At 68.4% G+C, this 21,483-nt stretch carries 15 protein-coding genes; 2 read left to right on the top strand and 13 right to left on the bottom strand.

Annotation, left to right across the window (positions count from 1 at the left end; genetic code table 11):
- The 6 genes from GXY15_00895 to GXY15_00920 all read right to left on the bottom strand — a co-directional run.
- Positions 1-1,266 (bottom strand): hypothetical protein (locus GXY15_00895; GenBank protein ID NLV39774.1); only part of this gene is annotated, 1,266 nt, incomplete at its 3' end.
- A 767-nt stretch (positions 1,267-2,033) separates the two neighbouring features.
- Entirely contained in the window at positions 2,034-3,725 is a 1,692-nt protein-coding gene (locus tag GXY15_00900; GenBank protein ID NLV39775.1) for a hypothetical protein, read from the bottom strand.
- A gap of 189 nt (positions 3,726-3,914) precedes the next feature.
- The gene (locus GXY15_00905; GenBank protein NLV39776.1) at positions 3,915-5,654 is read right to left on the bottom strand and encodes an N-acetylmuramoyl-L-alanine amidase; all 1,740 of its coding nucleotides are present in this window, start codon (positions 5,652-5,654) and stop codon (positions 3,915-3,917) included.
- Positions 5,655-5,846: 192 nt separating this feature from the next.
- Positions 5,847-6,788 (bottom strand): DUF1593 domain-containing protein, encoded by a 942-nt coding sequence (locus GXY15_00910; GenBank protein ID NLV39777.1) that lies wholly within the window; start codon positions 6,786-6,788, stop codon positions 5,847-5,849.
- A gap of 59 nt (positions 6,789-6,847) precedes the next feature.
- Entirely contained in the window at positions 6,848-8,179 is a 1,332-nt protein-coding gene (locus GXY15_00915) for a sulfatase (GenBank protein ID NLV39778.1), read from the bottom strand.
- A gap of 157 nt (positions 8,180-8,336) precedes the next feature.
- On the bottom strand, positions 8,337-9,692 hold the full coding sequence (locus GXY15_00920) for an ammonium transporter (GenBank protein ID NLV39779.1): 1,356 nt from the start codon (positions 9,690-9,692) through the stop codon (positions 8,337-8,339).
- A gap of 1,253 nt (positions 9,693-10,945) precedes the next feature.
- Here GXY15_00920 and GXY15_00925 point away from each other — a divergent pair.
- The gene (locus GXY15_00925; GenBank protein NLV39780.1) at positions 10,946-11,395 is read left to right on the top strand and encodes a hypothetical protein; all 450 of its coding nucleotides are present in this window, start codon (positions 10,946-10,948) and stop codon (positions 11,393-11,395) included.
- A 431-nt stretch (positions 11,396-11,826) separates the two neighbouring features.
- Here the strand turns inward: GXY15_00925 and GXY15_00930 are convergent, their stop codons facing one another.
- From GXY15_00930 to hisH, 7 genes are all read right to left on the bottom strand, one after another.
- Positions 11,827-13,683 (bottom strand): hypothetical protein, encoded by a 1,857-nt coding sequence (locus tag GXY15_00930; GenBank protein NLV39781.1) that lies wholly within the window; start codon positions 13,681-13,683, stop codon positions 11,827-11,829.
- A 280-nt stretch (positions 13,684-13,963) separates the two neighbouring features.
- Entirely contained in the window at positions 13,964-14,641 is a 678-nt protein-coding gene (locus GXY15_00935) for a hypothetical protein (GenBank protein ID NLV39782.1), read from the bottom strand.
- A gap of 90 nt (positions 14,642-14,731) precedes the next feature.
- On the bottom strand, positions 14,732-16,303 hold the full coding sequence (locus tag GXY15_00940) for a hypothetical protein (protein NLV39783.1): 1,572 nt from the start codon (positions 16,301-16,303) through the stop codon (positions 14,732-14,734).
- A 114-nt stretch (positions 16,304-16,417) separates the two neighbouring features.
- A complete protein-coding gene (locus tag GXY15_00945) occupies positions 16,418-17,695 on the bottom strand; it encodes a TRAP transporter large permease subunit (GenBank protein NLV39784.1) in 1,278 nt (425 codons plus the stop codon).
- Positions 17,696-17,711: 16 nt separating this feature from the next.
- Positions 17,712-18,872 carry a hypothetical protein gene (locus tag GXY15_00950; GenBank protein NLV39785.1) on the bottom strand — a complete coding sequence of 387 codons (1,161 nt, stop codon included), beginning with the start codon at positions 18,870-18,872 and terminating at the stop codon, positions 17,712-17,714.
- A gap of 145 nt (positions 18,873-19,017) precedes the next feature.
- The gene (gene hisF, locus GXY15_00955; GenBank protein NLV39786.1) at positions 19,018-19,839 is read right to left on the bottom strand and encodes an imidazole glycerol phosphate synthase subunit HisF; all 822 of its coding nucleotides are present in this window, start codon (positions 19,837-19,839) and stop codon (positions 19,018-19,020) included.
- The gene (hisH, locus tag GXY15_00960; protein NLV39787.1) at positions 19,832-20,458 is read right to left on the bottom strand and encodes an imidazole glycerol phosphate synthase subunit HisH; all 627 of its coding nucleotides are present in this window, start codon (positions 20,456-20,458) and stop codon (positions 19,832-19,834) included. Before hisH ends, hisF begins: the two co-directional genes overlap by 8 nt.
- A 384-nt stretch (positions 20,459-20,842) precedes the next feature.
- On the opposite strand from hisH, the gene GXY15_00965 reads away from it, so the two are divergent.
- A complete protein-coding gene (locus GXY15_00965) occupies positions 20,843-21,322 on the top strand; it encodes a hypothetical protein (GenBank protein ID NLV39788.1) in 480 nt (159 codons plus the stop codon).
- The last annotated feature ends 161 nt before the right edge of the window (positions 21,323-21,483 follow it).

Raw genomic sequence — 21,483 nt, forward strand, 5'->3', positions numbered from 1 at the left:
CGCCGCCGCCGCGGCCGCCGCGCCGTCCACGGGCTCGCGCGCCGCCGCGCACAGCCCCAGCGCCATGGCCCACGCCGCCGCGGCTTCCGGCGGCAGGCCCGCCGGATCCGCCGCCGCCAGCCGCTGGATGGCCGCCGGGGCCGCCGCGCGCACCGCCCGGTCCAGTTCCGCGCCGCCGTAGTTCTTCCGGATGCGCCACTGCACCCCCGTCCACGCCTCGGCCAGGAGGGCAAGAATCTCCGCATCCTCCGCGCCGGGGCCTGTCCACAGGGGGCCCGCGCCCGGCCCGTCAAAAAAGGCCGACAGCCCGTCCACCGCCTTCGGCAGCGCCGTGTGCCACAGGTGGTCAAACGCCAGCGTCACCGGCGGCGTCTCCACCGTCTGGTCGCCCAGCGTGACCCGGATGCGGAAATCGCCCTCCTGGTCGAACCCCGTGAACGCGCCCCGGTAGAAATGGCGGCCCCAGTCCGAGCCCCGCGCCCCCTGCATGCGCGCCTCCACTTCCAGGGGCTGCTCATACACCGTCCGGCCGTTCTGGTCCAGAATCTTGAACCCGCCCTCCGGCGAGCGAAAATTCGCCGACACCACCAAGCGCTTCGGCGCGTACAGCTCATAGCCCGCCCGGCACCACAGCACCCGCATCTCCGGCGCGCGCTCCGCCGACGCCGCCAGCTCCGCCGCGTCCCACAGGCACGGCGCGCCCTCCGCCGGGGCGCCCGCCAGGGCCAGCGACACCCGGGCCGCCCCCTCCGGCGGCGCCGACTCCGAAAGCGAGAACCGCGTCCACCCCTCCGGCGCCGCCGGCGGAAACGCCGCCAGCGCGTCCTCCCGCAGTAGCGCCCCGTCCGCCCCCAGCCACCGCACCGACGCCGAAATCCCCGGCCCCCGGCCCATGACCACCGCCGTCACCGACGCCGTGTCCCCGTCCAGCGCCGACGGGTCCGATCCCGCCGTCACCGGCGCCCCGCCCTCCATCCGCAGCGCCGCCTTGCCGTGCAGCACAGACTCCCCGTCCGTCCGCCAGACGCCCTCCCCCGCGATCAGCGACCAGGCCCGCGGCCGCGCCGGGGCCTCCCCCTCCGCCGCCGTTGACTCCTCAAAAGAGCCGTTCGCCAGCAGCTGCACCGTTTCCAAAATCCGCTCCGGCTCCGTCGCGGCCGCCGCCGGCGGATCCGCCTCCTGCGCCCCCGCCGGAACGCGCACCCAAGCCCCCCCCAGCAGGGCCGCCGCAACAACCAGGGCCAGAGGCCGTCCAAATGATCTCATGCGCAAGAACCTTCCCGAAACCGGACCTTCCACGGGCGCGGCCCGCCGCCGCGCCTTTCCATGCAGGGTATCATACCGGGGCCGCCCCCGGGGTTTCATGCCCGGAAGCGCCGGAAGGGGCACGAAGAAGACAGGGCCAGCGGGACGCTGGCGCTACGGGCGCGAAGAAGACAAGGCCAGCGGGACGCTGGCGGTAGTGCGCATGAAGAAGACAAGGCCGCCGGGACGGCGGCGCTACGGACGTGGGCGTTTCCTCGTAGCGCCGGCGTCCCGCCGGCCTTGTCTTCTCTTTTCCTGTGCATCCTGTCCATCCATGTAAATAACCTCTTCGCCGGGCCGGGGTTCCTCCTGTGCGCGGGGCACGCGGGCAAGCCCGCGCGAAGAAAGGCGGCAGCAAGCTACCGCACTCCAAGGCGCGCTTCGCGCGCGGGGGCATGTGAACATGGATACACAGGATGGGCAGGATTTTTCCGGAAGAGTTTTCACCACAAAGGCACAAAGGGCACAAAGAAGACAAGGCCAGAGCGGGACGCTGGCGCTACGGGCATGAAGAAGACAAGGCCGCCGGGACGGCGGCGCTACGGACGTGGGCATTTCCTCGTCGCGCCGGCGTCCCGCCGGCCTTGTCTTCTCTTGTCCTGTGCATCCTGTCCATCCATGTGAGAACCTCTTCCTCCCCCTCTTTCTCCGCTGCGCGCGGGGGGGATGAAAAGGAACCGGCCCGCGGCGGGGATTCCGCCGCGGGCCGGGAGGGGTGCCGGGGTGTTTTACTGCGCGGGGGGCGCGGGCGCGGGTGCCGGAGCGGGTGCGGGCGCGGCTCCGCCGGGGGCGGCGGTGGCGGCGGCGGCCTGCTCCTGCATGGCCTGCTCGTAGCGGATCTTGGCGACCTTGGCCTCCTCCTTCTTGGTGGCGGCGAGCTCGACCAGCTTGTCCTTGTCCTCCTTGACGCTCTGGCGCTCGTCGTCGGGAATGACGCTGACGATGGTGGCGACCTGGTCGTATTTGGCGATGGCATCCTCGAAGCGGTTGGAGTCCTTGGACCGGTCGCCCTCGTCTATGGCGGCGCTGGCGGCGTCGAGGATGTCGTTGATCACGTCGCCGATGGCCTTGCGGAGGCGGCGGACGTTCTCTTTGGCGGTGTTCTCCTGCTCCTTGAACTCGCTGTCCACGGCCTCGAAGAAGCCGATGGCCTGGCGGTAGGTCTTGATGGCGTTGGCGTAGTCCTTGCGGTCGCGGAAGTTGTCGGCCTCGGCGCGGATCTTCTCGCCGTTGGCGATGATGTTGATGGTGGTCTCGAGGCGCTCGTTGCGGGCGATGATGGCCTTGTTGGTCTCCTCGATGAGGGTGGCGACCTCGGCGTTGGTGCGGTCGAAGTCGAGGCCGCGCTCGAAGGCGTTGAGGGCGTTGGGCAGGTCGGTGTCCTCGGCGCCGGGCTTGCCGGCCTTGTCGAGGAAGAAGCGGCCCTCGGTGATGAAGTGGGCGGAGAGTTTCTTGCCGACCTCCGACCGGCCGGGGCCGCCGAGGCTGTAGGCCTTCTGCCACTCGAGGACGCCGCGCTCGCGGGCCTCGCGGGAGGCGTGGGCGTAGAAGATGTCGCCGGCGCGGACGTAGCTCTCGGGAATGCGCGGGTTGACCTTCTCGAAGTTCTCGTAGACGGCCTGGGCCTGGCGGACGCTGTCCTTGACGGCGACGAGGAACTCCATCTCGCTGACGAAGTACCAGGTGAGGGCGCGGTCGGAGGGGCGGGGCAGGGGCGAGGGGCAGACGGAGTCGTTGTTGAGGACGGTGTTCCACACGTCGGCGACGGCCTCGACGGTCTTGGTGAAGTAGGCGGGGCCGCCCTGGCGCAGGAAGCCCTCGTAGCCCCGGCCGAGCTGGTAGTCGTGGCGGATCATGGCCTTGTCCTCGTCGAGGAAGGACTGGCGGGTGCGGAAGTAGGCCTGGGCGTCGCAGAGGATCTGGAGGCGGCCGGTGGTGGGGGAGAAGCTGTAGCTGTTGATGTTTTTCTCAATGTCGGCCACCATGCGCTGGCGCAGGGCCTTGTCCTCCCCGGTCCACGCGAAGCCGAAGGGAAGCACGGCGTTGGCCGCAAGCGAGCCGAGCAGGCCCATGCGGTAGGCGAAGTAGGGCGTGGGGCCGTAGTCGCGCGCGGCGCGCAGCAGCGCGATCTCGTTGGCGATGGCCTCGACCACCTCGGCGTCGCTGCCCAGCGGCACGCTGTCGCCGAGTTTGCGGTAGCCGTCGCGCGCCCCCGCGAGCACGTCCTTCTCAAAGTTGGGGCCCACCGCGCCGCCGGGGCGGAACACGTCGGAATAGTCCCCCTTGAGCATCTGCATGGCCATGGCGCCCACGGCCTGCATGGACTTGGTCTCCCAGGCGCCCGCGGGCGCGGAGACCGCCAGGGGAAGCGCGAGGAAGACGGCGAAGGTCGCGGCCAGACGTTTCGTTACCGGTTTCATTGCTATCCTCATTTCCTGTGTTCCGCCGGGAAATCCGGCCCGTGGGCGCACCCGCCGACGGGGGGCGCGGTCGCGCCGCCCCCGCGGCGTCCAGAATGCACACACTGCCACGCTTGAAAAACTAGCACAACACCCCCCGAAGTGTCAATAGATTTCCCCGGCCGATTTTTTCGGGACGGCGGCGGGCGGCTAGTTGTAGTGGCGGAGAAGGGCGTCCACAAAGGCGGCGGCGAAGGCCTCGCGCCAGGCGGGGTCGGCCAGGGCGGCCTGGTCCTGCGCGTTGAGCATGTTGGCCGCCTCGATGAGGACCTTGGTGGGGACGCAGCAGTTGCGGAGGACGGCGGGCACATAGGCGCGGCCGCCGCGCTGGCGGATCACGTTGCGCACGGGGCTGCCCGCGGAGTGGACCTTGACCGGGGGCTTGCTTCCGCGCAGGGCGCCCAGGAAAGTTTCGGCGAAGGCGCGCGAGAGCGCCTCGTCCTTGCGCCGCTGCGAGGCGGTGCAGGTGGCGGTGGGGGCGCTGCGGGACTCCTTGTAGCGGCGGTAGAGGCTGCCCGCGGGGGTTTCCGAGTCGCGCCGGTAGTCGGCGCCGGGAACATAGACCATGGTGCCGCGCACGGAGTCGTTGTAGACGGCGTCGCAGTGGATGGAGGCGAAGATGACCTTGCGCTCCGGCACGCCCGCCGCGCGCTCGCGGCGGTAGAGGTCGTTGGCCAGGTACCACCGCAGGTTGGCCGAGGTCTTCGCGTCCTGGATGCGGTAGTTCGGCGTGACCAGCACCGCCTCGTCGTCGTCGTGCGTGAAACGGCGCGCCCCGCTCTCCCGGTGCTGCTGGTTCGGGTCGAGCACGGTCATGTGCACCTTCGCGCGGGTCTCCGACTCGAGAATGCGCTTGATCCGGCACGCGATGTCGTAGTTCAGCTCATCCTCGTAGAGCCCGAGTTTGGAAACGGCCGCCCCCTGATCCCGCCCGCCGTGGCCCGGGTCCAGAATCACCACCACGCCCTCCAGGCCGCTCGAGGTGACCTTCTCCGACCGGACGCGCTCAAGCTCGGCCCGCATTGCCTCGTAGTTGCCCCGCTGCGCCGTGCCCGCCGGCTGGTACGCGTCGGAAAGCATCTCCAGGGGGATGCGCACCCGCTGGCCCGCGCAGACTTTGCGGGCGTCGCGGATGCCGCTGCGCTTCTGGATGACGCCGCAGGCCTCCAGAATGTCGCGGTTCTCGTAGTAGTCCGTGAACCGCGCCACGGTCCGGTACAGCGTCTCCCCCTTCTGCAGCCGGTATTCCGCGTAGGCGCCCTGGCGGTCCTCGCCGTACTGGAGCACCCCGCCGGCCGCCGGCGGCAGGACGGAACCCGCCGCCTCGGGCGTCGCCGCCGGCTCGTGCCCCGGCGAGGGCGTCCGCATCGCCGGGAGCAGCAGCTCCCGCGGCACCAGCACCCGCTGCCCGCGCACCAGCGGGCTGTCCGGCGTGATCTTCGTGTCGGCCGTGCGCAGCCGCGCCACGAGCGTGGCGTCGCCCGCCACCCACTCCGCCAGCGCCGCCAGGGACTCCGTGCCCGACGCGCCGTCATACGCCACCGTGTGCCACCACCCGTCCCCGTCCACGTAGTCCCCGGGGAACAGGGCCTCCAGCATGCGCCGCCGCGCGGTGTCGCTGAGCCGGCCGCAGGGAATCGCCACCATCTGGCGGTTGCGGTACTGCTTCCAGTCGTCCGCCGAGGAGAGGTACTGCCGCAGGAAAGCCTCCAGCTGCGCATCCCCCCGGGGCAGGGAGGCTTCCAGGTAAAGGATGCGCGCGGACCGCAGGGCGGCGGACACCCCGGCGTCCAGTTCTTTGCGGATGATCGTGTCCGCCCAGGCCCCCCCGGCGAGAAGCACCCCCAGCGCCAGCAGTCCCGCGATGTGCCTCGGCAGATAGGCTTTCAACCCGGCGGACTCCTCATGATCTTGCGTGACCGACGGCACCGCAGCCGCCGCGCACCACACAATATAGCATGAGGTTTGGCGAAAATACAATATGTAGCGTGAGAAAAATGGCAGGGCGTCAAGAAACCCCACAAGTAGCGGTAAACACGCGCATGCCGCCAGGGAAGGGGCCAACGGCAGGGTACGCGCGGACTAGTCCAGCGCCCGGTCCATCCGGGCCGCCCAGTCGCGCAGAAAGGCGGCGCGCCAGCGGTTGACGGTCTTCGCGCCCGGATAGCGTCCCTCGGCCAGCGCCGGGTCCGGCGAATCGGTCCAATAGTGCGGCCCGTGCTCCGTGGCGGTGAAACTTCCGCCCCAGTGGGCGCCCGCCGGGTCGTCGGGATTGCCCGCGAGAAGATACAGCAGCGAGGGTGTGTCGCCCATCTTGATGTGCGCCATCTTGCCCACGAGGAATTCGCCCAGGGCGCCGTGGCCGCGCGCATGGGCGTCCAGAAAGGCCCGGTTTTCGAGGTCGCCCGCCTGGTCGCCGCCGACATACATGCCGCGGAAGGTGCCGTCCGCCTCGATCCACCACAGGCCGGGGTGGCGCTCGAAAAGGTAGTCCCGCGCGGCGCGGTCCTGGCCGGTGTTCCACGAGCCGATGGCGTAGACGCGGATCCGGTCCACGATGTCGGGGGCGTCGTGGACCGCCTGGGCCACGTCGGTGATGGACCCCCACACGAGCACCCACAGCGGGCGCGGGTCTTTGGCGCGGGCGCGCTCCACGATCAGCCGGGACCCGTCGGTGGGGGCGCTGAAACCCTCCGGCGGCGCGGGGTCCGCCGCGCCCTGGCGCACCAGCGCGCGCAGCGCGTCCGGCGCGGGATAGCGGGGGCCGTGCCGGCGCAGGCGCGGATAGTCCTCCGCATACGCGGCGATCACCTCATGCCAGTGGGCGGCCCGGCCCTTGTCCGGCGGCGAGGAGACCAGCCCCTCCAGGTCGAGGACGTCGGCATAGAAAAGCAGGTGGACCGCCGACTGGAAGTCGTCGGGGTCGGAGCCGCCGATGTCGGAGGAGACCAGCACGCGGGGCCGCTCCCCGGAGAGCGCGCCCCCGGCGGGGTCCGGCCCGGCGGCGCAGGCGCGGCAGAACATGCCCGAGGACAGGGTGAGGGCCGCGGCCGCGAGCAGGCAGAAAGAGGGCGGGCGCGGGCTCATGAGACCTGCCAGTCGGTCTTCTCAAAGGCCGCGAGCCGGGCCTCGAATTCCGCCACCTTTTCCGGATGGGTTTCGGCAAGATTGTTCCGCTCGCCCGGGTCGTCGCGGAGGTTGAACAGCAGCGCGCCGTGCTCCAGGGGCGCGCCGTACACCGCTCCCTTGAACGGGCGCTTGTACTTCCAGTCGCCGCGCCGGACGGATTGGAGGTTGTCCGCGAGGAAATAAAAGAACTCCCGCTCCGCGGGCGGCGTCCCGTCGAGGAGCAGGGGCGAGACGTCCTGGCCGTCCAGCGTGACCCCCTCCGGCGGCGCGCCCCCGGCCAGGGCGAGGAAGGTGGGCAGGAGGTCGAGGGTGGAGGCGAAGGCCGTCTCCACGCGGGGCTTCAGCCGCCCCGGCCAGCAGAAGATGCCCGGCTCGCGCATGCCGCCCTCGAAGGTGGTGCCCTTCTGGCCGCGCAGGGGGCCGGGGCTGCCCCCGTGCTCCTTGTAGTGGGTCCAGGGGCCGTTGTCGCTCGTGAAGACCACCAGCGTGTTCTCCGCGACCCCCGCCTCCGCCAGGGCGTCCACGATCTGCCCGGCGCTCCAGTCAATCTCCTCGATCACATCGCCGTAGAGCCCGCCCGGCGACTTCCCCCGGAACGCGTCCGAACAGTGGATCGGCACATGCGGCATGCTGTGCGGCACATACAGGAAGAACGGCCCGTCCTTCGACCGGCGGATGAAGTCCGCGGCCTCCTCCGTGTAGCGGCGCGTCAGGGTGTCCTGGTTGGCCGGCTGCTCCACAATCTCCCCGTTCCTCATCAGCGGCAGGGGCGGATCGCCGCGCTGGTTTTTCTCCATGTCGTTGCTGTACGGCAGCCCGAAATAATGGTCAAAGCCGTGGTTCATGGGGAGGAAGGGGGGCAGGTTGCCGAGGTGCCATTTGCCGATGCAGGCCGTGGCGTAGCCGCGCGCCTTGAGCAGCTCCGCGATGGTGCGCTCGCTGTCCGGCAGGCCGTTTTCCGACTGGGGGAAGAGCACCTTTGTGATGCCCGAGCGCACGGGGTAGCGCCCCGTGAGCAGGGCCGCCCGCGACGGCGAGCACACGGGCGCGGCGCTGCAGAAGTCCGTGAACCGGACCCCCGCCGCCGCCAGGGCGTCCAGCCGGGGCGTGCGGATCGTCGTGCTGCCGTAGCAGCCCAGGTCGCCGTAGCCCAGGTCGTCGCAGAAGATGACCACGAAGTTCGGGGGTTTTGGCGCGGCCGCGCGGCCCGCCCCGGCGGCGAGCAACCCGGCCCCGGCGGCCAGCCCCAGCCTGCCCAGCAGGTCCCTGCGGGTGATAGTGTCCATGGTGTGCGGCTCCTTTTATGGGAGCCATGATACCCGCACGGGCGCGCGCGGGCAACCGCGGCGGGCCAAAAAACATTGGGGGCGGCCCGCCCGTTGGACGAACCGCCCCCGCCTCACGCCGGGGATTCCCTGCCCCGACCAAAAACCGGAACGAGCCTCAGTAGTTGTAGCCCTGCTCGTTGTGCTGCGTAATGTCCAGACCATCCATCTCCTCCTGCGGTTTCACCCGCAGGCCGACGGTCGCGTCGAGGGCCTTCAGCAGGACCACCGACACCGCGCCGGACCACACCAGGGTGACCGCGATGCCCAGGAACTGCGCGCCGAGCTGCGAGCCGATGCCCAGCCCGTTCGGCGTGTAGCCGCCGAGGGCCTTCGCCGCAAAGACACCCGTCAGCACAGTGCCCAGCAGGCCGCCGACGCCGTGCACGCCGAAGGCGTCCAGCGAGTCGTCGTAGCCGAAATGCCGCTTGACCGACGTGGCGCAGACGAAGCACACGCCGCCCGCGGCGGCCCCGATAACGAGCGCGCCCAGGGGCCCGACAAAACCCGACGCGGGCGTCACCGTGGCCAGCCCGGCCACCGCGCCGGTGCAGATGCCCAGCACGCTGGGCTTGCCGTACTTCACCCACTCGATGCCCATCCACACGCAGGCCGCCGCCGCCGCCGCCAGGTGCGTCGCCATCATCGCCATGGCGGCCGTGCCGTTCGCCGCCACCGCGCTGCCCGCGTTAAACCCGAACCAGCCCACCCACAGCATGGACGTGCCGACGACGGCCAGCGTCAGGCTGTGCGGCGCCATCTGCACCTCGGGATAGCCCTGCCGTTTCCCCAGCATCACCGCGCACACCAGCGCCGCGACGCCCGCGTTCAGGTGGACGACGATGCCGCCCGCGAAGTCCAGCACGCCCCGGTCCGCCAGAAACGCGCCCGCACCGCCCCAGACCATGTGGGCCACGGGGAAATAGGAGAACAGCGTCCACAGGCTCGTGAACAGCAGCATGGCCGAGAACTTCATGCGCTCGGCGAACGCGCCGATGATCAGCCCCGGCGTGATGATGGCGAAGGTGAGCTGGTAGCAGAAGAAGACCGGCTCCGGGATCGTCTGCGTCCCGTAGACGCTGTCCGGCGCCAGCCCCAGGCAGAACATCCGGTCCAGCCCGCCGATGAACGCGTTCAGCGTGATTTCGCCGGACACCATGCCCGCCGTGCTGAACGACAGGCTGTACCCCGCCACCGCCCACATCATCGTGACCACGCAGGTGATCACCAGGCACTGCATCAGCACCGACAGCACGTTCTTCGTGCGCACCAGGCCGCCGTAGAACAGCGCCAGCCCCGGCAGCGTCATGAACAGCACCAGCGCCATGGACGTCAGCATCCACGCCGTGTCCCCCGAGTCCACCGCCGAGACCGCCGCCTCTTCCGCCGCCGCGGACCCCGCTCCCGCCAGGGCCGCGAAAACCGCCGCCACCCACCGCAGACCTCTTCCCCGCGCCCAAACTGACCGATTCATGCCGCCGCTCCTTGCGTTAATTTCCTACGGAACTGTAGGAAGTTTTCCGAATGGGTACGCGCCGGTGGCTCTCTCGAAGGGGCGGCAACGAGGAAACGCGGGGACACAACTCTCCCGGAACCCGGCACTTTGTCCGGGTCTTGGCAATGTTTCCGCGGTGTTTTATGCTCCTCATGGTCTAGCCCAGACGCTTGGTGATGGACCCAAGAGAGCATGGGGCGTGCCAAGGGGCGCGGAACCGCACCCGGAAGCCGGGACGAGCCCCGGGGCGAGACGACCCTGGGATCGCCAAGCTCCAGCTTGGCACCGCGCGCCCAAGCGCGCGCCCGCTCTTCTTCAGGCTACAGGCTTCAGACTTCAGGCTTCAGGAAGCAGGTTCCCGCCGTTCTCCGTACCTCCGTGCGATAACCCGCTTCCCCCTCTTCCTCTTGCCCTCTTTTCCTCCAGACTACAGACTACGGACTCCAGACGGCCCCATCCCCAGACCCTATTGCATTCCCAAACCCCCTCCGCTATCATAGACCCATGCCCAGATACGCGACAGTCACCGCCCCCGGCATCGACCGGCTCTTCGGCGGGGAAGCCTTCGGTGAGCGCGTCAAGACGACCCTCAGGAAACGTGTCCAACCCCTGTCCATCGGACAACAAAGAGGTTGGCGCGAGCACCCCAACGGAGACCAAGCGCTATGAGGAGGCAAGCCAACTGCAACTGTTCCTGCGCATCGCACATATTGCCGCGGCCCAGTCGACGCTCTGTGTTGGGGTGTCTCTATGTTGCCATCGTCTTGTGCGGTTCCCAAGTATACGCATCGCCCACCCCACCAAACCCAATTCAGGTTTCATATAGCCTTTCAAAGACGACCATAGTATCTGGCGAATTCGTAAGCATCATAATAACAGCGGTCAACGCAGGAGATAAGACGCACTCACTTAGGATCGACGGCAATCATGTGTTTAAAACCGATGTGTTTAGCATAATAGTATCCGGAGCTGATGGCGCTGTAATTGGTGGTCACAAGAGAATACCGCCAATATATTCCAAAGCGCTAGTGAAGATGTTGCACTATCGCATCCGCACAAACGAATCCATTTCCATTTCATACCCTATCCACCTTCAATGGGATACGCATTTTCCGGCAGGAGAATATATCGTTTGCATAGCGCCATTATCTATCACGGTGGGAGGCCAATGCTACACGATACCTAGCGCATCGATGAAGTTGAAGGTTGTCGGCGAGGACAACTCCTGCTTGATGGAGAAATATGACGAGTTGCTGCGATCAAATTTCGACAGAAAGGTTGTCCGCCGAGCCGAGTGGCGCAAAATTGACTTGATGGATATTCCGGCGGGATCTCTGGAGTTGCTGTGCGCCTATGGCAAGGAGGCCGTTGGCAGCCAAGTGCGTTTTCTCTATACGAAGAACTATGGGTTTGCATATTGGCCTGAAATAACAATCTATGCTTGGGACAATATCGCCCAATATGCAACATCGGAGGTGATCGAAGAGCTTATCTCTATTGTAGATGATCCGGAGTTTGCATACGGGGGCTTTCCTGGAAAGAATTACGACCCTGGAATCATATGGTGCCTTCATAGAATCTACGAATGCAGCGATAGCAATGAGAGCGGGCGATTGCGTGAGATATGTGACATGATGCCAGAAAGGTGCAACTTCGAGGCGGCTCAGTATTCGAACGAATGAGTTCTTTGTTCGGACGATGATGTCGCCCTTCTGGAAAGCGGTGGCGGGGTGGAGATGATGGACATTATCGCCTTGGTGGACGGGTTTGTGCTCGTTCCCAAGTTTTGCTTGAAAACCAGGAAGGGCTGCGGACGGCGCCCCCTGGGATCGCCAGGCTCCAGCTTGGCACCGCGCGCCCAAGCGCGCACCCGCTCCTCCTCAGGCTTCAGGCTTCAGGAAGAAGACCTTAGACTTCAGGAGGCAGGTTCCCGCCGTTCTCCGCGCCCCCGTGGCTCCGTGTGAGTCCCCTCTTCCTCCGGACTCAAGACGGACTTTCATTCCGCGCTTGGAAGACCAAGAGGCCAGGCTGGAGCCTGGCGATCCCAGGGGGCGCATGGTTTGGGGACTGAAGGGGGCCGAAGCTGTTGCGGGAACCAATAGGAAAACCCCTGTCACTTCCCCGGGGCGGTCAGCTCCACGAACGCGGTCGCGCCGGGGCCCAGCTCCAGCGTGATGGGGTCTGGGGCGGGGAATGTCTTGCCGGAACGCCATTCGGTGGCGGAGGTCCAGGGCACGCGCGGGGTCAGGGTCACACGGGCGACGGCGGCCGGGTCGGTGACGGCGGGCTGGTCGGGCTTCTTGGCGACGCCGGCGTTGTTGACCAGCTCGACGACCCACCCGTCCGGCAGGCGGTTGACGGCGTACTGGACCGGATCCCCCGCCACGGCGACGGGCAGCAGCTCGTCGCGCAGGCGCGCGAGGCGGTCGTTGGCGATGGCGGCGGGGCGGCCTGTTTCGGGGTTTGTCCACGGCTCCAGCACCTCGACCGCGCCCTGGCGGGCGACGCGTTCGAAGCCGTCGCCCAGGGCGTCGCGGTGGCGGGGCGCCATAAGCACGCGGCTGCCCCGGCGCAGGGCCTTTTCCAGTTCGGAGAGGAAGCCGTCGTCGAAGGTGATGTCCCCGGCGAGGAGGATGACCGGGTAGGCGGGCAGGACCTCCGGCGGCACGCTGGTCAGGAGCACGTCGAAGATCTCCCCGCAGGGCGTGGGCCGCAGGTAGCGGCCCTCGGGGTTGACGGGGTCCGGCGGGAAGTGGATGTGGTCCGCGTCCGGGAAAAGCTGGTGGTCGAAGAGGTCGCGGAGCTCCAAGTCGCCCGGCGTGGGCTCCAGAATGCCCCAGGGCTTCTCCATGTACCCGTTGTACCCGGCGAGGTGGTCGAGCACGACGGCGACGGGGGTGTACGGCACGCCGCGGTTGTGGTCCCGCATGAACCGGAAGACCTCCGCCGCTTTGCGCCCGTGCTCCGTGAGCGTCCAGGGGGCCTCGGGTTTCTCGAAGAAGACGGCGATGCTGTTCTCGGGGGTGACCAGGGCCGCCCCGGCAAACCACGCGTGGAGCCACAGGCGCTCGTAGAGGCTGAGCGAGTGCCCGGCGTCGAGCCCGCGCGCGCCGCCCGGCTCGCGGCGCAGGGGGCCGCTGGTGGTGCACGCGCCGGAGAACCACGGGCTCACCTGGACGGAAAACGGCAGGTCCCACTGCCGCGCTGCGCCGCGCGCGAAGGCGATCTTGGACTGGGTGAACGCGATGTTCTCGCCCAGCTCCAGGCCGACGCAGCGCGCGCCCCACTCGGCGGCGTAGGCCTCGTAGTGCGAGTGGCCGGTCACGCTCATGACGCGGCCCAGCAGGTCGCGGCTGCGGTTCATGAAATAGGCGCGCAGCGTGTCATAGCACTCCCTTCGGGATTCGGGGCGGCGCTCATAGCCCGCCAGCCCCGGCGGGCGCATCCGGTGCCTGTACTTGTCGTAGTCCGCGCCGAAATTGCCGCGCCACCACGGCTCGTTGCACGACAGGTTGTGGAAGTAGTAGCCCCACTCGCCGAGCTGCACCGCCGTGAACACCCCGGCCGCGTCCATGGCGGCCAGGGCCGCCTCGTTCTCCGGGCCGGTGGTGCCGCGCCCGCCGACCACCTGCATGTCCCCGGCGGGATAGCAGACCACGGGCCACCCGACCGTCGCCAGAAAGTCAAAGAGCGGCTTCGCCCCGGGCACCGGCGACGGCCCCGGATCAAACCCGTTCCCCAGCCCCTGCTCCCTCATGACGGCAACCAGTTCCTTTAGCGTCTCCAGGTCGCCGGGCGTCCCGTACATGCTGAAGACCACCCCGTCCTGCCCCGGCAGCGGGCGCACCCGCAGCGGGCCCCCGGCCAGCGCGGCATGATCCGGAAAGGCGGTGTCCGCCCCGGCGGCGACACAAAGCAGGAACGCCCCAAGCCGGGCGGCGTTTCTCGTCCACAGGGGTGAAGAGGTCACGGGATTAAAGCTCCTTGTTTGGAGACCATCCTACCTGCCCGACGCCCGCCCGGCAACTCCATGCGGGATGGCCGAGAAGGTAGACGCGGCATCTTGCCGCGTTCTTCGGGTCAACGCGGAGCCCCAAGAACGCGGCAAGATGCCGCGTCCACTTTGCGGGCGGCCTCCCAGCTTGCTTCACTTGCAGCCCCAAACCGCCAGGGGCGCCGCCATGCCCCAGTCTCCCATGATTCCCCTGCTTCCCATAATTCCCATTCCGGACGAAACCGCGCCCCCCCCATTACCCCGTCTTGCTCTTCGGGCGCAGGGTGAGGGCGCCGAGGGCGAAGAGGTTGCAGGAGAGGTAGTACAGGGGGTAGCAGAGGGTGCCGTTGATCGCGGCGCCGTCGCCGTAGCGCCAGCGGGCGACGAAGATGTCGGAGACGTAGAAGAGGACGGCCGCGACGAGGAACACGGGGGCGGCGTCGCGGGACGCGAAGGCGCTCACGACCATGAGGGAGATGACGGCGACGTAGGCAACGACGAGCACCGTCTCGCCGGGGGGCACGCCGGGCAGGAAGGCCCGCAGCAGCAGGGCCGCGGGCACCACGGCGGCCGCCGTCCCCGCCAGGGCGCGGCGGGGCCGGATCCCCGGGGCGGCGAACACGGCGGTGAACGCGACATGCGCCAGCAGGAAACTCAGCGCCCCGGCGACGAAGTGGCGGGAGCCGATCACATCGCCGCCCCAGCACCCGGCCAGCCCGAGGAGAAGCCCCCGGCCGCGCCAGGTCTTGGGCGCGCCCGCCGCGGCGGCGGCGAGCACAAAGCCCGTGGACGCGCCGAGCACCAGCCGGACGAAGCCCACCGGCGCCGGCACGAACGGGTTCAGGGCCATCAGGGCGGCGCAGCCCAGCGACACGGCGCTGCACAGCGCGGCCAGAACGCTCCAGACGCGGGGGGAAACCAGGGGGGAAGACATCGAACGCTCCTGCAACGGGCCTCTCGGCGCGGTTCACGGGAAACGCCCCCGCCCGCAGGGGCCGGGCGGGGCGCGGGATTACTGCGGGGCTCAGGCCTCCTCGCAGACCTTGTAGCCGAGGGCGTCGGCGAGGGCGAAGACGGGCTCGCGGAGGTCGCCGTAGGCGGTGACGCGGTGCCAGCCGTAGGTGTCCCACATGGTGAAGAGCTTCTCGATGTCGCCTTTGGGCTCGACGACAAGCTTGGTGCGGCAGGCGCGGTCGTCGGGGTCGTTGTCCACGGCGACGCCCTGGTGGAAGAGGAGCTCCTTGCGGTCGGGGCCGAGCTCGATGGTGGTGGTCATGTAGCCCGTGGGCAAAACGGAGCGGACGGACGCGCCCTGCCGGTCCTCGGAGTGGGTGAGGATCTGGTAGGGGTTGGCCGGGCCGCCGGGGCCGAAGGCGCGGTTGGGCGCGACGCAGTGGGCGTAGATGATCGCGTTCTTGGACGTGTCCACGACGGGGTCGCTGATGAAGCCGGTGCGGCCGTTGGTGAGGGCGCTGAGGGCGACCATGGTGGAGGTGGAGCGGACGTCGCACTCGCAGGCGCCGACGATGCCCTCGTTGCACAGCTCGTGGAAGCCGAGGCAGGGGTAGGCGTGGATGTGTCCCCCGTAGAACCCGCCCAGGCAGTTGATGGTGACGGCGTTGGCGTCGTGACGCTTGAGCAGCTCCTTCATGCCGACGTACATGGCGGCGGCGGCCTGGATGGACTCGGGGGCCGCGCCCCCGACCACGGCGGCGTTCTTCACCCACCGCTCGGCGACGGCGGCCGTGGCGTCCTTGTCGGCCTTCTCCCAGGCGTCGTTCAGCTCGGCGAAGGGCAGGTAGACCACGGGCACGATCCCGTAGGGGGCCTCGGGCTTGGTGTTCTGGTCGAGGAAGGCGAGGATGCGCGAGGCCTTCATCTTCTCGACGCATTCGGCGGCGGAGACGGCCTTCACGTCGTCGGGCTGGACCGCGCCGGCGGCGGGCTTGGCGGTGTTTTCGCGGCGGACGCGGGCCGTGGCCTCGGCGAAGGTGCCGCCCTTGCCGGAGAGCGCCCCGGGGAAGCAGCGGACGGCGGCGAGGTGGTCCTCGATCTTCGAGGAGGCGACAAAGCCGACGTTGGGCCGGTTCTCGCGGAGGAAGGCGGCGGTGTAGACGAGGAAGCCGCCGCTGCCGCCGTACTGGAAGTCGGCGTAGAGCACGGGCTTGTCCGACGCGGCCAGGGTCTGGACGATGCGGTTCCAGCAGTTGAGCTGGTAGACGATGTAGCCGTCGGGGCCGTCCTTCCCGGCCTTCTTGTCAGCCTCCAGGATGGCCTTGGCCTCGTCCTCGTTGGCGGCCATGGCGGTGGCGAACGCCATGTCCGGGAAGGCCTGCGAGAGGGCGTTGGTGAACTTCTCCATGACGGGGCGGAAGTCGAAGCCGACGTTGGGCCAGTCGGGTCCGGGCTGCACGGGGGCGTGGAGGGAGTAGACGACCTTGAGGCGCAGTTTTCCGGTGCTCCCGGCGGCGAAGGTTTTGCCCGCGAACAGGGCGGCGCCGGCCGCGCCCGCGCAGGCGCAGCCCGTCTTCAGGAAGCTCCGGCGGCTCATGGGGCAGCAGGCGCATCCGACCGGCAGGGACGTGTGGGGGTTCATGGCAGGCTCCTCGCTGGCGCGGGTTGGTGAAAAGCGCCCGCACCAAGATAGCACAGCCCCCGGCGTTTGTCCAGCGGGTTTTGCGCCCCGGCCTGCCGGCCGGCGTTTCCCCGCCTACTCCGCCCAGACGAACCAAGTGAAGACCCCGGCCGACAGCACGGCGGCGGCGGTGAAGGGCACGCCGACGGCCATAAACTCGCGGAACGTCACGGTGTGCCCCTGTTTCTTGAGGATGCCGAGGGTCACCACGTTGGCCGAGGCGCCGATGGGGGTCAGGTTGCCGCCGAGACAGGCCCCGATGAGCAGGCCGAACATGAGCAGGGGCACGGGCGCGCCCATGAGGGTCGCCACCTTCTCGACCACGGGGATCATGACGAGCAGGAAGGGCACGTTGTCCACAATTCCCGACACAACAACGGACAGCAGGACAATCGCCGCGAAGGCGAGGAACTGGCTGCCGCCGACGGAGCCCGCGATGCCCGAGGCGAGGGTGTCCAGCCAGCCCGACTCGCTGAGGGCCCCCACCACCACGAACACGCCCATAAGGAAGAAGGTCGTGTCCCAGTCCAGCCCGCGCAGGAAGGCGCGCGCGCTGCCCCACCGCGCGACGAGGCGGAACCACGCGAAGGCCGCGCCGCCCAGGGTCATGGTGAGCACGCCGGCGAACCACTTGAACTCGGGGTCGAAGGCCGTCGAGAAGGAGAGGCCGACGACCAGCAGGCAGAGCAGCACGGCGGGCACCCAGGACCGGGCGGCCTCCTGCGGGACAACGGCGATCCGCTGGGCGCTGCGGCGGAAGAGGAACCCCAGCACGGCCAGCGAGGCGAGCGCGCCGATCTGGACGGAGAAGAAGATGCCGGGGCGGCCGTGGTAGACGAAGAAGTCCCAGAACCCCATGCGCATGTAGCCCGCGAGGATCATGCTGGGCGGGTCGCCGATCATGGTGGCGGTGCCCTGGAGGTTGCTGCTGACCGCGATGCCCACCAGCAGGGGCACGGGGTTGATCTTGAGCTTCGTCGAGAGGCTCAGGGCGACCGGGGCCACCAGCAGCACCACCGCCACGTTCTCGACGAACATGGAGATGAACCCGGACAGGGCGCAGAGGAACAGCATGGCGACGCGGGCGCTGGGCGCGCGGTCCACCAGCCACTCGGCAATCACGGCGGGCACGCGGGAGAGGGTGAACAGCTCGGCAAGGATCAGGGTGCCGAAGAAAAGGCCCATGACGTTCCAGTTGATCTTCACGAGGAGCGCGTCGTGCCAGTCGAGGGCGCCCGCGAGGATGAGGACGGCGCCCCCGGCGCACGCGACCAGCGCGCGCCGCGCGGGCAGCGCCACGAACAGGACGTAGCACAGGACAAAAACGGCCAGGGTGATCCAAGCGTCGGTCAAGGGGGCGGTTCCTTCCTTATACGGCCTCGAAAAACTTTTCGTACACGTGGGCGGGGAGCATGTGCCTGCGGCACATGAGCTTCACCGGCCAGCGGAACAGGCGCAGCAGGGGGTACCATGACGGGTAGTCGGTGAAGTACTTGTTCGGCGCCTTGAGCAGGGCGTCGTACTCCTCCCGGGGCATGCCCTGCTTCTTCAGGCAGTAGTCCACCATCTCGTCGGTCTCGAAGTAGGGCGGCGTCCGGAGCGCCTCCAGCGCTTCTCCGCGCGTGAGGACGCCGGTGCGCACCTTCGCCGACAGCTCCACCACGCGCCAGTCGAACCCGAACTTGTGGCGGGAGTAGTGGTAGACCAGGGCGAACAGCTCGTTGTCCATGTGGTGCTGGCCCGTGTCCACCCAGCCGAACTTCTCCTCCAGCAGGCGCTCCACCTTGTCGCCCGTGTCGTCGTAGTAGTTGGTGACGTTCACCACGCGGATGCCCTTTGCGAAGAGCCAGTAGAGCATGTGGTGGATGTCCACGTTCTTGAAGTGGGGCAGGGGCTCGCGGGCGAAGCGGCGGATGAGCGCGCGGGTGTAGCGCCCGTCAATGTAGTTCCAGAGCAGCGGGGTGACGCCCTCCTCGCGGAAGGAGTGGCTCATGAGGATGTACTTCACGCCCTCCGCCGCCGCCGTGCGGAAGAGCGCGCCCGCGATGCCGATGTCGTCCGTCAGGTCTATGTACGGCACGCAGGCCCGGATGGTGCAGTTCGTCAGCTCGCGCGACGCGGGCCAGTCCATGATGACCGTGTGCAGCTCCACGTCCAGGGCGTCGCACAGCCGGGCCAGGTTCGTCTTCGCCGTGTCGGCGTCCCAGCCGTTGTCGAAATGCACCGCCAGCGGCCGCAGGCCCATGATTTCCTTGACGTAGTAGAGGCAGTAGGAGGTGTCGCGCCCGCCGCTTACGCCGACGACGCAGTCGTACTTCCGCCCGCGCCCCGCGCGGCGCATCTTCTCCGCCATCTCCCGCAGGATGCGCTCCCCCTCGGGGCCGCAGGGAAACTCCCGGTCCAGGCTGTCCTGCATGGCGCAGTAGTTGCACACGCCGTCCGCGCCGAAACGGATGCCGGGCACCGTCTCGTCCATCACGCAGCGCGCGCACATTCGCGGGGCCGCGGGGCTCTGTTCCGGGTGGGTCATGGGGTGTCCAATGCCGGTGGCGCGCCGAAGGCGCGGGAAGGTGAATTGTACCCTTCCCGGCGGCCCGATTTCACCGCCGGGCCGGGGGAAGACAAGGCCGGCGGGACGCCGGCGCTACGGAACGGCACCCGCCGCCGCGCCGGCGTCACCGCCGGGCCGCGTCCAGGGGCACCACCTCGGGCGTGTCCTTCGGCCGGATGTGCTCCGGCCGGAAGTGCTTCGCCAGGTCGCGGTCCGTCGGGTAGGTGATCAGCACGGTGCGGCGTTTCCCGAAAAACAGGAAAAACGCGCCCGCCGCCACCGCCGAGGCCCCGCCGTCGTAGACCGCCTCCGCGAGGTGCGCCACGGACCCCGCGCCGCCGCCCGCGATCACCGGGATGGACACGGCCTCCGACACGGCCCGCACCAGCGGGAGGTCGTAGCCCTCCATCGTGCCGTCGCGGTCTATCGAGGTGATGAGAATCTCCCCCGCGCCCGCCTCCTCCATCTCGCGGGCCAGGGACACGGGGTCGCGGCCCGTGGGCCGCGTGCCCGCGTGGGTGACCGCCTCCCAGCCGCCGCCGGGGGTCCGGCGCGCGTCGAGGGACACCACCATGCACTGCCGCCCGAAGCGGTCGGCCCCCGCCGCCACCAGCTCGGGGCGCTCCACCGCCGCCGTGTTCAGCGCCACGCGGTCGGCCCCGCAGACCAGCAGGTCGCGCATCATCTCCACCGAGCGCACACCGCCGCCCACGGTGAAGGGCATGAAGGACTCCCGCGCGATCTCCCTCACGATGTCGTTCACCGGGCCGCGCCCCTCCACCGTCGCCCGCGTGTCCAGCAGCACCAGCTCGTCCACGTTGTGCCGGTTGAACACCCGCGCGGCGTTCACCGGGCACCCCACATACTTGAAGTCCGTGAAGCGGACCCCCTTCTCGAGCCCGCGCTCGCGCAGCAGCAGCACCGGGATCACGCGCACCTTATGCATGGGCGGCGAGCCCCGCGAAATTGCGCAGCAGGCGCAGGCCGTTCAGGTAGCTCTTCTCCGGGTGGAACTGCGTGCCGAAGATGTTGCCCAGCCGCGCGCTGGACACGAAGGTCTCGCCGTACTCCGTGACCGTCGCCACGCATTCGGGCCGCGGGTCCGTCACATGGTACGAATGGGCGAAATAGAAGCACGCCGCCGGGTCCAGCCCCTCAAAGAGCGGGTTGTCCGCCTGCCGCGGTGCCAGGTCGTTCCACCCCATGTGCGGGATCTTCGGCGCCGCCCCCTCCGGGAACCGGAACCTCCGCGTCACCCCGCCGATCCAGCCCAGGCCGTCCGCGTCCCCCTCCTCCCCGTGGTCCGACATGAGCTGGAACCCCAGGCAGATGCCCAGCACCGGCGTCTTCTCCTCCAGCACCTTGCGGTGCAGCACCGGGAGCAGCCCGTCGTCCGCCAGGTTGCGCATCGCCTGCGCGAAGGCCCCCACCCCCGGCAGCACCAGCCCCGACGCCGCCCCCACCGCCGCCGGGTCCGCCGACACGCACACCGGCGCGCCCACCCGCGTGAGCGCCCGCACCACGGAGTCCAGATTGCCCATCTTGTAGTCAACGATCACGATCATCGGCGGTTCCGTTGCCTTCTCAGAACACCGTCCGGGGAGAAAACCCTTCCGCGCGGCCCCCCGATTGTACCACCCCGCCCCCGCCGCAGGTCCCAGACAACACCCTGCGTTCCCGCCCCCTGGGATCGCCAGGCTTCCCCCTGGCCTTCCGGAAAACCAGCAAGAGGACCGTAACTGCAGGTCGGCTATGTGGTTTCCCAGAAGCGGCGTTGACGCCTTGAGGAGGCTCTGCTAGACTTTCCACGAGACGGTGACTTGGAACCTTCTTCTTGGCAATGCGCGTCTCGTGAGAAATGCGGACCGACTCTTTCCGGAGGTCTCCGTCCAGACTCAATGCCCTCGCCCCCCATTTGGAGGCGTCTTATAGAGGAAACGGCGATAGCCATGGAACATCTTAGGCCCGAGGACACTGATTGCGAAAAGCAGTTTGTGCTCTCCTTCATTGAGAAGAGACGGCAGCCGCGCTACCTCGAAATGCTGGACAGGGGAAATCTGGAGAAGTTCCATTATGAACTGTCCGACAGAATGTGGGGACACCTCGATCCTAACACAACCTTGCACTGCAAGTCAGGCATTGGAATTGATGACATTGCGCGGGTTTGTCCGGAAACGCTGGAGGTTGAGTGGTTCCATGTGATGAACCGCCCCCCCGATTCCCTCTCTCGCATTCGAATGGCCGACCTGCCCACGGACCCAACCCTTTTGATGAGCGGCACCGCCATGGTCATCAGCATTCTCTCCGGAAGGCTGGCTCTATACTATTTGGAAGGGTACTTGGCGCTGTGTTATCGAATGGCGCACCTCACGGGCCCGCTTGCCGAATGCCCAAGGTTTTGCAGCGTGGTTGACCCATCTTGGCGCTAGCACTTTCTCTCCACTTGCTGGGAGCGCCAGGCTTCCCCCTGGCCTTACGGAAAATCGGCGGTGTGGCGGCGGCGCCGGGAATGCCCCGCCTGCTTCTTGGGCTTCTTTGTGTTCGGAGTGCTCCGGTGGTAAGGTGTTTCGGAGGTTTTCACCACAAGCGG

This window comes from Candidatus Hydrogenedentota bacterium (assembly GCA_012730045.1).
Taxonomy (GTDB): Bacteria; Hydrogenedentota; Hydrogenedentia; order Hydrogenedentales; family CAITNO01; genus JAAYBR01.

Coding starts and splice junctions, on each gene's coding strand:
- GXY15_00915 (NLV39778.1), bottom strand. CDS start 8,179: ATGGACACTATCACCCGCAGGGACCTGCTGGGCAGGCTGGGGCTGGCC.
- GXY15_00910 (NLV39777.1), bottom strand. CDS start 6,788: ATGTTCTGCCGCGCCTGCGCCGCCGGGCCGGACCCCGCCGGGGGCGCG.
- GXY15_00950 (NLV39785.1), bottom strand. CDS start 18,872: ATGACCCACCCGGAACAGAGCCCCGCGGCCCCGCGAATGTGCGCGCGC.
- hisH (NLV39787.1), bottom strand. CDS start 20,458: ATGATCGTGATCGTTGACTACAAGATGGGCAATCTGGACTCCGTGGTG.
- GXY15_00935 (NLV39782.1), bottom strand. CDS start 14,641: ATGTCTTCCCCCCTGGTTTCCCCCCGCGTCTGGAGCGTTCTGGCCGCG.
- hisF (NLV39786.1), bottom strand. CDS start 19,839: ATGCATAAGGTGCGCGTGATCCCGGTGCTGCTGCTGCGCGAGCGCGGG.
- GXY15_00920 (NLV39779.1), bottom strand. CDS start 9,692: ATGAATCGGTCAGTTTGGGCGCGGGGAAGAGGTCTGCGGTGGGTGGCG.
- GXY15_00900 (NLV39775.1), bottom strand. CDS start 3,725: ATGAAACCGGTAACGAAACGTCTGGCCGCGACCTTCGCCGTCTTCCTC.
- GXY15_00925 (NLV39780.1), top strand. CDS start 10,946: ATGGAGAAATATGACGAGTTGCTGCGATCAAATTTCGACAGAAAGGTT.
- GXY15_00940 (NLV39783.1), bottom strand. CDS start 16,303: ATGAACCCCCACACGTCCCTGCCGGTCGGATGCGCCTGCTGCCCCATG.
- GXY15_00965 (NLV39788.1), top strand. CDS start 20,843: ATGGAACATCTTAGGCCCGAGGACACTGATTGCGAAAAGCAGTTTGTG.